Here is a 10866-nt window from a genome sequence, read left to right on the forward strand (position 1 = left end):
TTCCTGGAGTGCCTCGACGGCCTCCCCGCCACCGGGCCCTTCGCCGCCCTCCGCGAGCTGCCCGAGACCCGGCTGCTGAGGGAGCACGCCGAGGACCACCCGCCGCTGTCGGTGGTCGCACCCTTCCTCACCCGGCTCGGCGCCGTCGTCACGGGCCTGCTGGAGGCGCACCCGCGCTGTGCCGTGTTCACCGACCGGGCCGAGTCCGTCCGGCTCACCGCCGACGGGGTGGCCGTGACCACCGGCGCCGGCCTCGAACTCACCGCCCGCCGCGCGGTCCTGGCCACCGGCGGCCGCCCCCTCGGCGGCTACGCGGACGCCGAGGTGGTGCCCGGCCTGGAACTCGCGCCGCACCGGGACAAGGTGTGGCACTCCTCGGCGCTGGTCGACGCCCGCCGCACTCCGCCCGCCGGCCGGGGCACGGCCGTGGTGATCGGCGGTTCCCACAGCGCCTGGTCGGCCGTCGACCTGCTGCTGGCCGCGGGGACGGACGGGATCACCCTCGTCCACCGCACCGGCCTGCGGCTCTTCTACGACGGGGCCGACGCCGCGCGCGCCGACGGCTACGCCTTCGACCCGGTGCTCGACGTCTGCCCCCTCAACGGGCGCGTCAACCGCTACGGGGGCCTGCGCGGCCGCGCCCACGAACTGGCCCGGGCCGCCCTCGGCCTGCCCGGCGCCGGACCGACGCCCGTACGCCTCCTGCGAGCCGGGGACCCGGAGGACACCGAGGCCGCCCGCAAGGCCCTCGCCGAAGCCGACGTCATCGTCATGGCCAACGGCTTCGAGGCCGACCTTCCGCCCCTCGGCCACGCCGACGGCACTCCGCTCACCCCCGCCACCGGCCCCACCACCGGCCCCACCGGCACGGTGGTGACGGACCGCGGCCACCTGGTCGACGCCGACGGCACCGCCCACCCCCGGCTCCTCGCCTACGGGCTGGGCGCGGGGCTGGCGCCCTCCGCCGACATCGGCGGCGAGCCGAGCTACACGCACAGGGCGGACGGCGTCTGGCTCTACCAGCACGACATCGGCGAGATCGTCCTCGACGACCTGCTGCACGAAGCGACCACGGGGGAGACCCACTCATGAACAGGCCGACCAAGGCCGTCGTCCTCGCCGCAGGGCTGGGCCGCCGCCTCGGACTCCACCACGCCAAGCCGCTGCTCCCGGTGGCCGGCCGGCCCATCCTGCTGCGCACCCTCGACCACCTGGCCGCCGCCGGGGTCCGCGAGACCGTCCTCGTCGTCGGCTACCTCGCCGACGAGGTGCGCGCGGCGGTCGGCGAGACGCACGCCGGCATGGCCGTGACCTACGTCGAATCCGACGCCTACCGCACCACCAACAACGCCTACTCCCTGTGGCTGGCCCGCGAACAGCTCGACGAGGACGTCTACCTCGTCGAGGGAGACGTGGTCTTCGACTCCGGACTTCCCCTGGCCCTGGCCGACTCCGGCTCCGGCGCCGAAGTGGCCACCGCCGTGGCCCCGTACCGGCCGGGCATGAACGGCACCGTCGTCACCCTCGGCCCGTCCGGCACCGTCCACGCGATGCTGCTGCCCGCCCAGCAGGGCCCCGAGGTCGACCTCGGCGGCACCTTCAAGACCGCCAACGTGCACCTGCTGCGCGCCCGCTACCTGCGCGAGGAGTTCGTCCCGGCCCTGGAGGCCCTCATCGCCGACGGCGGCCACGGCGCCTACTACGAGCTGGTCCTCGCCGACACCGTCACCGCCGGGCGCTTCCCCGTCCACGCCGTCGACTGCGCACACCTGCGCTGGTACGAGGTCGACGACCTGACCGACCACGCCGCCGCCGAGTACCTCTTCGCAGGCTCCGAGGACAGGCTCACCCTCCTGGAGGACCTGCACGGCGGCTACTGGCGCTACGACCTCGTCGACCACCGCCTCCTCTACAACCTGTACTTCCCCCCGGCACCCCTCGTGGACGAGCTGGCCCGGGACTTCCGCGACGCCCTCGTCCACTACCCCGTGGGCCACGGCACGCTCCAGCGGCTGCTCGGGGCCGCCATAGGCCAGCCCGCCGAACGCCTGGTCGTCGCCAACGGCGCCTCCGAACTGATCAAGATCCTCGGCAGGCTGGCGGGCCGCACCGCACTCGTCGTCCCCGGCTTCAACGAGTACGAGGCCGTGTTCGACGAAGCGGACGTCCACCGCATCCACCTGCCCGCACCCGACTTCACCATGGACCCGGCCCACGTCGCCGGCGAGGCACGGCGGGCCGGCGTCGGCACCGTGATCATCACCTCGCCGAACAACCCCACCTCGATGGCCGTCCCGCGCGCCGACCTGGTCACCCTCGCCCGACTGCTGGCCGACGCCGGGATCCGCCTCGTCGTGGACGAGTCCTTCGTGGACTTCTGCGCACCCGGCCACAGCCTGGAGCCCGACCTCGCCGAACTGCCCGGCCTGACCGTCGTCAAGAGCATGAGCAAGGTGTACGGCATCGGCGGGCTGCGCCTGGGCTACCTGCTCTCGGCCGACACCGGCTTCGTCGCCGACGTCCGGGCGGCCCTGCCCATCTGGAACGTCAACGGCTTCGCCGAATCCTTCCTGCGCCTGCTGCCCCGCTACCGGGACGCCTTCACCGCCAGCTGCGAGCGGGTCCGCCGCGACCGCGACGAACTCGCGGCCCTCCTCGGCGAACTGCCCGGTGTCACCGTCTACCCGCCGGACGCCAACTACGTGATGCTGCGCCTGCCCGCGGACACCTCCGCCCGCGAGGTGGTCCGCCGGACCTTCGCCGAACACGGCATCCTCGTCAAGGACTGCGGCGGCAAGTCCATGCCCGACGGCGACCGCTACCTCCGGGTGGCCTGCCGCGGCCCGCAGGAGAACCGGCGCCTGGCCGAAGCCCTCGCCGAAGTACTGGTCGGCGAGCCGTACCCGCTGGCCACGGGAGCCTCCTGATGCGCCACGCCTCCCGCCGCGACGAGCTCCACGCCGCCCTGAAGTCCGTCCTCGGCCCCGACGACCGCCTGGTGGTGCTGCACTCCTCCCTGTTCGCCTTCCGCACCCCCTCCGAAGGGCTGCGCGGCGACCTCCTCGCCGCCCTGCGCGCGCTGGTCGCCGAGGGCATCACGGTGGCCCTGCCGGCCGTCACCTTCGAGTTCTGCCGCACCAAGGAGTACCACCACCGCACCTCCGCCCCGAACACGGGCGTCCTCGTGCAGTGGTTCCTGGACCTGCCCGAGGTGCGCCGCACCCCGCACCCGGTGTACTCCTTCGCCGTCGCCGGCCCCCTCACCGGCGAGCTGACCGCCTGCCCCTCCGACACGGCCTTCGGCGCCGGCACCGTCTTCGAGGTCTTCGAACGCCACGCCGCGCGCATCGTCACCCTCGGCGCCGACTGGAACTCCTGCACGCAGGTCCACCGCTACGAGGAACTCGCGAAGGTCCCCTACCGCCACCCGATGACGGTCAGCGGCACGGCGGACTTCGGCGACGGCCCGGTCGCCCTCGACCTGGAGATGATCGTCCGCGACACCGCCCTGGACTCCGTCCTGGACTTCGCCCCCGTCTTCGACCGGCTGCGCACAGACGGCTGCCTCGCCCGCACCGGCCTGTGGGACGCCGCCGTGGAATCCGTGTCCGTCACCGACCTCGCCCGCGTCTGCGGGGAGCTCATCGGGGCCGACCCGTACGTCCTGCTGCGCGAACCCCGCGTGATCGAGCACCGGGCCCGCCAACTGGCCGCCGAACCCGTACGGCTGGCCCTGCTCGGCACCCGCAACCTGGAGATCCTCGCCGCGCAGACGGCCGCCGAGGGCAGGAGGATCCTCGGCCACGCCCCGCACACCCTCCACGTGCCCGAGTACGGCACCCTCGCCCGCGAGGTCCACGACCCGGACTCCGCCCTGCGCCGCTTCGAGGCGCACGCCTCCTTCTTCACCGACCGGCTGGAGGACGTCCTCTCCACCGACACCCTCGCCCCGGGCGACGCGGAACGGCTCGCCGGGGCCGTGGAGCACTACACCGGCCTGGTCCGCGCCTACGCCGACACCACCGACCGGCCCGTCTTCGTGCTCTCCTTCGCCCCCCTCCAGCCGTCCGCGGCCGACACCGGCCCGCTGTGGCGCGAGGCGGACCGGCTGCTGCGCGAGGCCCTCGACGGCCGGGAACACGTCCACGTCGTCGACCTGCCCGAGATCATCGCCCGCGCCGGCGGCGGCCCCCTCGTCGATCAGCGGCTGTGGCTGGTGGGCAGGGTCCCCCACGGGCCGGGCCTGAGCCGGGCCCTGGCCCGCAGGTTCTGGGGACTCACCCTCTCCGTCACCGGCCGCACCGCCCGCGTCATCGTCACCGACCTCGACAACACCCTGTGGCACGGAGTCGTCGGCGAGGACGGCATCGACGGCATCCAGATCGGCACCGACCACCCCGGCAACGCCCACGCCCGGCTCCAGCACGCCCTCAAGGCCCTCCGCGACCAGGGGGTCGCCCTCGCCGTGAGCAGCAAGAACGACGAGGACCTCGCCCTGCGCGCGATCCGCGAGCACTCCGGGATGGTGCTCCGCGAGGAGGACTTCGTGGCCACGGAGATCAGCTGGCGCCCCAAGGCCGAGGCCATCGCCGACATCGCCGCGCGCCTCAACGTGGGCCTGGCCAATGTGCTGTTCCTCGACGACAACCCCGTCGAACGGGCCCGGGTACGGGAGTTCCTGCCGCAGGTGATCGTCCCCGAACTGCCCGAGGACCCGGCCGGGTACGCGGACGCCCTCCTCGACGACCCCCACACCACCGTGTTCAACGTCACCGACGCCGACCGGCGCCGCACCGAGCAGTACCGCGCCCGTGAGCAGGTCGAGCGCCGGCGCGCCGGCTTCGAACGGATCGAGGACTTCTACGCCTCGCTCGGCACCACCCTCCACATCAGCCCGCTGACCGAGGGCAACACGGCGCGCGCCGCGCAACTGTGCGCCAAGACCAACCAGTTCAACACCACCACCCGCCGCCACACCCGCGCCGAACTGCGCCGGCTGGCCGAGGCGCCCGGCTCGGACGTCCTGGTCCTGGGCGTGGCCGACCGGTTCAGCGAACGCGAGGACCTGGGCCTGCTGGTGCTCACCCACGAGGGCTCCGAGACCACCGTGGACACCTACCTGCTCTCCTGCCGCGTGCTGGGCCGGGGCGTCGAGGCGGGCGCGCTGCGCTGGCTCGCGGCCGCCCTCGCCGCCCGGGGACGCACCCGCCTGCACGGGCTCGTCACCCCGACCGAGCGCAACGCGCCCTGCCGCACCGTCTTCGCGGACGCCGGCTTCGGCCCCGGCGCGGACGAGGGCACCTGGCGACTGGACCTGACCGGCGAGCACCACGCCCCCGCGTGGCTGCGGATCGCCGACCACACCGAGGCGGAGAACCACCGTGCATGACGTCACCCCGGGCGACAGCGCCCACAGCACCCACACCTTCACGGCAGCCGAGTTCGAGGCCTTCGCCGCCGTCACCGGCGACCACAACCCGATCCACCACGACGCCGGACACGCCGCCGGGACCGAGTTCGGCGCCCCCATCGTCCCGCTCGTGATGACGCTGGGTCCCGTCTCCGCGCTCATCGGCATGGTGCTGCCCGGCCCCGGCGCCGTCATCCTCGGCACGGAGTTCCGGCCCGTGCGCGCCGTGGCCTTCGACCGCCCCGTCCACTACTCGCTGCGGGTGCTGTCGGTCAGCCCCGCCACCGGCGTGTTCACCTGCCGGGTGCTCGCGTACCAGGACCGCGAGGCCGTACTCGAAGGGGAGGTGCGCACCACCGTGCGCGCCCCGCGCCCGCGCCCCGACGCCACCACCGGGGGCCGGCTGGTCCCGGCAGGGGCGCGGCCCACCGCCGTCGTCACCGGCGCGGCCGGCGACATCGGCTCCGCCGTCGCCCGGACACTGGCCGCCCGCGGCTGGGACCTCGCGCTCGTCCACCGCGGCGGCGCCGAGGACCTCGTACGCGACTGCGAGCGGGCCGGGGCCCGCGTGCACCCGGTGACCGCCGACCTGGCCGACCCCGCCGCCCGCGAGGCCGCCGCCGCGAAGCTCGCCGCCCTGGAGCCGGCCGCCCTCGTCCACGCGGCGGCCGCGCCCCTCGCGGCCGGGTACCGCGAGCACCTCGACGTCGGCTACGCGGCCCTGCGCGACCTGGCCGACGCCGTCCTGGACGGCATGCTGCTGCGCCAGCGCGGCTGCTTCGTCCTGATCGGCTCCGAGGCCGTCCGCTACCACCCGCGCGGCTGGTCGGACTACGTCGCGGGCAAGGCGGCCGCCGAGAGCGTGCTGCACGGCATCGACCGCCACCACGGCGCCCACGGGATCCGCTCCGTGGTCGTGGAACCCGGCTACGTGCAGGGCAGCTACTCGGCCGGCGTACGCCCGGCCGGCCTCGGGCTGCTGCCCGAGGAGGTCGCCGACCTGGTCGCCGCCGAGGTCGCCGACACCGAAGCGCCCGCGCGGCGGCTGTGGCTCACCCCGGACGGCGTCGCCCGGTTCGCCCTCGACGGCCGCCGCGAGGACGCGCCCCCGGCCCCCCGCACCGCCTCGGCCGCCCCGGCCGGCGCCGCGGAGACCGGCACCGGCCGGGACACCGCACCGGGCGCCGCCGCCGACCGGGTGGAGGCCGCCGTGCGCACGGTGCTGGGACCCGCCGCCGACGTGCGCGGCGGCGGGGTCGGCCTCACCGCCGGCTGGGACTCCCTGGCCCAGCTGCAGATCGTGCTCGCCGTCGAGGCCGAGTTCGGCCTCCGCCTCCCCGCCGCGAGCCTCAGCGGCGCGGGCCGCTTCGACCAGCTGTGCCGGATCGTCGAAGAGCGGACCCGGGCATGACCGTACGGTCAGTTCCAGCAGGGGCAGAGCGCCGGGCGGGCGGTGAACACCCGGTCACCGCCCGGCTCGGCGGGCACCCGGCCGGGCGGCGGCACCAGGGTGAAGTCGGCCGCCGGGTCCACCTCGTCGAAGGAACCGAACAGGTGGGTACGCGGGAACCAGTCGCCGAACGGCGTCGTGGCCGTGCCGATGCCGATGAACTCGCTGCCCGTGGCCATCGCGGCCCGGAGGTCCCACGGTCCGTCGCCCACGCACACCACCCGCTCGAATCCGCCCCCGGCCCGCTCGGCGGCCTGGTGGACGGCCTCGCGCACCAGGTGCTCGCGGAAGGTGTGCTCGCTCGCGGTGGACACCGGCCCGGCCGCACCCGCCTCCAGGGGGGCCAGCTTGGCGGTCGTGACCTCGCGCAGGCCGCCCGTGGCGAAGGCAACCGCGTACGCGTCGTCGGCCGCGAGGGCCCGCAGGAAGGACCCGGCGCCCGGTATCTCCGCGAGACCCTCGCGGGCGGTGGCGGCCAGGAAGTGCTCCTCCAGCAGACCGGCGAACCGCCCGCGCTCCGCCTCGTCGGGGAGCCGGCCGGTGTGGTGCCGGAAGACCTCGCGGAAGATCCACGAGTCCGTGTGGTGGGTGTAGCCGCCCCACGCCGAGTCGACGTCCGTGAGTCCGCAGTCCCGCAGCGCCGCGGCGAACGCGGCCTGGTGGGGGGCGACGCTGCGCAGCAGCGTGCCGTCGATGTCGAAGACGATCAGGGTGGTCAAGACCTGCTCCCTCGGTCGGATATCAGCATTTTTCAAGATCGTAGGGGAAGGGGCTGGACATGCCGTCGAGCGTGACCGGGGACGCCGCCCGGGCGGCACGGCTGTGCCGCACCGCCGACGGGACCCTCACGGAGGGGCTCCTGCACACCGCCGCCGAGGGGCCGTCCGCCGTCCGCCTCCCCGACGGCGCGGCGGAGTTCGCCCTCGACGGGGTGCCCGAGGACATCGCCGCGGCGCTCGCCCCCCGGGCGGACCGGTTCGCCGCCGCCGCGCTGGCCGAACCCGGACGCCCCCTCGGCGACCTGGACCTGACCGACGAGAGCGAGTGGAAGCTCCTGGAGGCATGGTCCGGCGAGGACACCGCACCGGCGGGGGAGCCGGCCCACCGGATGTTCGCCGACTGGGCGCGGCGGCAGCCGGACGCGATCGCCCTCTCGGCCCCGGGCACCACCCTGACCTACCGAGAACTGCTGGAGTACGCCGGCGGCATCGCCCGCGAGCTCACGGCCCGGGGCATCGGCCCCGAAGACGCCGTCGGCCTGCTGTTCGAGCGGGGCCCGGAGGCCGTGGCGGCGACCGTCGCCGTGGCCCTCGCCGGGGCCACCGCCGTCCCGCTCGACCCGAACTACCCGGCCGAACGGCTGCGCCTGATGCTGGAAGGACCCGGCGTCACCCTCACCCTGACCGACGGCGAAGGCCCGGAACCGCCCCTGGGCGCGGCCCTCTCCGTCCGTGGCATCACCCCCGTCGCCGACCCGCTGCCCGCACCGGCCCCCGACGTCGCCACGGTGATGTACACCTCGGGCTCCACCGGCCGGCCCAAGGGGGTCCGGCTCACCCACCGGGGCATCGCCCGCCTCACCCGGGACGCGTGCATCGACTTCGGCCCCGGAGACACCGTCCTGCACCTGGCGCCCGCCACCTTCGACGCGGCGCTGCTCGAAGTGTGGTGCACCCTGGCCCGGGGCGCCCGCCTGGAGATCGCCCCGCCCGGCCCGCAGACCCTGACGGAACTGGCCGACCTGATCGCCGGGCGCGGAGTCACCGCCCTGTGGCTCACCGCCGGGCTCTTCCACCAGCTGGCCGAACACCGCCCCGACGCCTTCGCCGGGGTGCGCAAGCTGTTCACCGGCGGAGACGTCGTCTCCCCGCACCACGTCGCGGCCGTACTCACCCGCCACCCCGCCCTCACGGTGGTCAACGGCTACGGCCCCACCGAGAACACCACCTTCACCTGCTGCGGCCCGCTGAGCGAACCGCCCCCGCCCGGAGCGGCCACCGTACCCATCGGCACCCCCGTGCACGGCACCCGCGTCTACGTGGTCGACCCCGGCGGCCACCCCGTCCCGCCGGGCGTACCGGGCGAACTGTGGGCGGCCGGCGAGGGCCTCGCCGCCGGCTACCTGGGCCGGCCCGACCTGACCGCCCGCGCCTTCCCGGTCCCCGGCACCGGCCGGCTGCGCGGCGTCCGCTGCTACCGCACCGGCGACCTCGCCCGGTTCCGGCCCGACGGCGCACTGGAGTTCCTGGGCCGCGAGGACGGCCAGGTCAAGATCAACGGCCACCGCGTCGAACCCGGCGAGATCGAACAGGCCGTCCTCGCCCAGCCCGGCGTCCGCGGGGCCTGCGTCCTCGTGGAGAGCGACCCCCTCGGCGGGAAGCGGCTCGCCGCGTACATCGAGGGCGACGGCCAGGGCCTGGCCAAGGCCGTCCGCGCGGGCCTGCGCGCCGTCCTCCCCGGCTACCTGGTGCCCGCCCGCTACATCGTCATCGACAGCCTTCCGTTGACCGCCAACGGAAAGACCGACCGAAACCGGCTGCGCGCCGGAGAGAGCGAGCCCCGATGAGCACGTCCGTACGGGAGACCACCGCCCGGATCTGGTCCGAGGTCCTCGGCACCGCCATCGACGAGGAATCCGACTTCTTCCTCCTCGGCGGCCACTCCCTGCTGGCCACCCAGATGGTGGCCCGGCTGGAGGCCGCCCTCGGCGTCAAGGTCACCATGCGCGAGGTCCTGGAGTACCCCGAGTTCGGCGAGTTCGCCGACCTGGTCGCCGAGCGCGCCGACACCGACCGCACCACCGCCTAGGAGCCCCAGCAGATGTCCGCACCACTGTCCCTGCCGACCCTGAGCTACCAGGAGGGCAGGCTGCTGATGGACGAGCGCAGCCGCGCCCTGGGCGTGCCGTCGGTCCGCACGATCTCCCAGGCCTACCGGGTCCGCGGGCCCCTGCGGCTGCCCGTGCTCGACGAGGCGCTGGCCCGGCTGGCGCAGCGCCACGAGGCACTGCGCACCCGGTTCGACGGACCCCGCCGGCAGACCGTCCACCCCGCCGCCACCCCGCGCGCCGCCTTCCACGACGCCACCGGGGACGAGGCCGCGGCGGTCGCCCGGGTACGGGCCGAAGCGGACCGGCCGCTGCCGGCCGAGCGGGACGAGCGCCTGCGGGTCAGCGTGGTGCGCGTCGCCGACGAGGACCACTTCGTCGTCCTGGTCTTCGACCACCTCGTCGTGGACGGCTGGGCGCGCGGGGTCCTCACCGAGGAGCTCTCCGCCCTCTACACCGCCCTCGCGCAGGGGCGGGAGCCCGCCCTCCCCGAGGTCTCGTACACCTACCAGGACCACGTGCGCGAGCAGAACGGGCTGCTGGCCGGCCCGGACGGCGAGCGGATGATGTCCTTCTGGCGCGAGCGCCTGGCCGGCTCCGGCGCCATACCGAGGCTGGCCGTCCCCAAGCGCGAGCCCGGCGCCGCGCCCGAGGGCGGCTACGAGGCGCGCCGGCTGCCGCAGGGCCTCGTCGACGGCATCCGCAAGTTCGCCGCCCGCGAGCGGGTCACGCTCTTCATGCTGGTCCTGTGCGCCCTCGACGTCGCACTCCGCGAGGCCACCGGACGTGACGACCAGGCCGTGGCCGTCAACGTCTACAACCGGGAGACCGAGGGCCGCGAGAACCTGGTGGCCCCGCTGGCCGAACTCCTCGTCGTCCGCACCGACCTGGCGGGCGCCGACACCTTCCGGGCCGCGCTGCGCCGGGTGCGCACGGACAGCCTCGACGCACAGGAGAACGCGGCCGTCCCCTTCGCCGAGCTGGTCAAGGCGTTCAACCCCGGCGAGTACGCCGACCCGGACGCCCCCATCGGGGTGGTCCTGAACATGCTGTACGCCCAGCTGCACGGGGAGGGCCTCGACCTGGCACCCGCCACGACCACCCCGTTCCCGCTGTCCGACGCGGGCTTCCGCCCGCGCAGCGAGCTGATGCTCGTCGGCGAGGCGGGCGGCGACGGAC

8 protein-coding genes are annotated in these 10866 nt (G+C 75.0%); 7 read left to right on the forward strand and 1 reads right to left on the reverse strand.

The window, feature by feature from the left end; genetic code table 11:
- From VR44_RS41455 to VR44_RS25240, 4 genes are all read left to right on the forward strand, one after another.
- Positions 1–1092 (forward strand): FAD/NAD(P)-binding protein (locus VR44_RS41455; RefSeq protein ID WP_052713811.1); only part of this gene is annotated, 1092 nt, incomplete at its 5' end.
- On the forward strand, positions 1089–2927 hold the full coding sequence (locus VR44_RS25230; RefSeq protein ID WP_045949884.1) for an aminotransferase class I/II-fold pyridoxal phosphate-dependent enzyme: 1839 nt from the start codon (positions 1089–1091) through the stop codon (positions 2925–2927). The genes VR44_RS41455 and VR44_RS25230, both read left to right, overlap by 4 nt.
- Positions 2927–5389, forward strand: a complete 2463-nt coding sequence (locus VR44_RS41460) for an HAD-IIIC family phosphatase (RefSeq protein ID WP_052713812.1) — start codon at positions 2927–2929, stop codon at positions 5387–5389. The genes VR44_RS25230 and VR44_RS41460 overlap by 1 nt, the downstream gene beginning before the upstream one ends.
- On the forward strand, positions 5382–6821 hold the full coding sequence (locus tag VR44_RS25240; RefSeq protein WP_045949885.1) for an SDR family NAD(P)-dependent oxidoreductase: 1440 nt from the start codon (positions 5382–5384) through the stop codon (positions 6819–6821). The genes VR44_RS41460 and VR44_RS25240 overlap by 8 nt, the downstream gene beginning before the upstream one ends.
- Positions 6822–6829: 8 nt before the next feature.
- Here VR44_RS25240 and VR44_RS25245 read toward each other — a convergent pair whose 3' ends face one another.
- Positions 6830–7579, reverse strand: coding sequence for an HAD family hydrolase (locus VR44_RS25245; RefSeq protein WP_052713813.1), 750 nt, complete (start codon positions 7577–7579; stop codon positions 6830–6832).
- Between the two features lie 59 nt (positions 7580–7638).
- Here VR44_RS25245 and VR44_RS25250 point away from each other — a divergent pair, with 59 nt between their 5' ends.
- The 3 genes from VR44_RS25250 to VR44_RS25255 form a co-directional block, all read left to right on the forward strand.
- Positions 7639–9426: an amino acid adenylation domain-containing protein gene (locus VR44_RS25250; RefSeq protein ID WP_052713814.1), complete on the forward strand. Its 1788-nt coding sequence runs from the start codon at positions 7639–7641 to the stop codon at positions 9424–9426.
- Positions 9423–9668, forward strand: coding sequence for a phosphopantetheine-binding protein (locus tag VR44_RS41465; RefSeq protein WP_052713815.1), 246 nt, complete (start codon positions 9423–9425; stop codon positions 9666–9668). The genes VR44_RS25250 and VR44_RS41465 overlap by 4 nt, the downstream gene beginning before the upstream one ends.
- 12 nt (positions 9669–9680) lie before the next feature.
- Positions 9681–10866: condensation domain-containing protein (locus VR44_RS25255; protein ID WP_045949886.1), on the forward strand; the 1186-nt coding region annotated here is incomplete at its 3' end.

Origin of the sequence: Streptomyces katrae (assembly GCF_000966975.1) — a bacterium.
In the GTDB taxonomy this organism is placed as follows: Bacteria; Actinomycetota; Actinomycetes; order Streptomycetales; family Streptomycetaceae; genus Streptomyces; species Streptomyces katrae.

Coding starts and splice junctions, on each gene's coding strand:
- VR44_RS25230 (WP_045949884.1), top strand. CDS start 1,089: ATGAACAGGCCGACCAAGGCCGTCGTCCTCGCCGCAGGGCTGGGCCGC.
- VR44_RS41460 (WP_052713812.1), top strand. CDS start 2,927: ATGCGCCACGCCTCCCGCCGCGACGAGCTCCACGCCGCCCTGAAGTCC.
- VR44_RS25250 (WP_052713814.1), top strand. CDS start 7,639: ATGCCGTCGAGCGTGACCGGGGACGCCGCCCGGGCGGCACGGCTGTGC.
- VR44_RS41465 (WP_052713815.1), top strand. CDS start 9,423: ATGAGCACGTCCGTACGGGAGACCACCGCCCGGATCTGGTCCGAGGTC.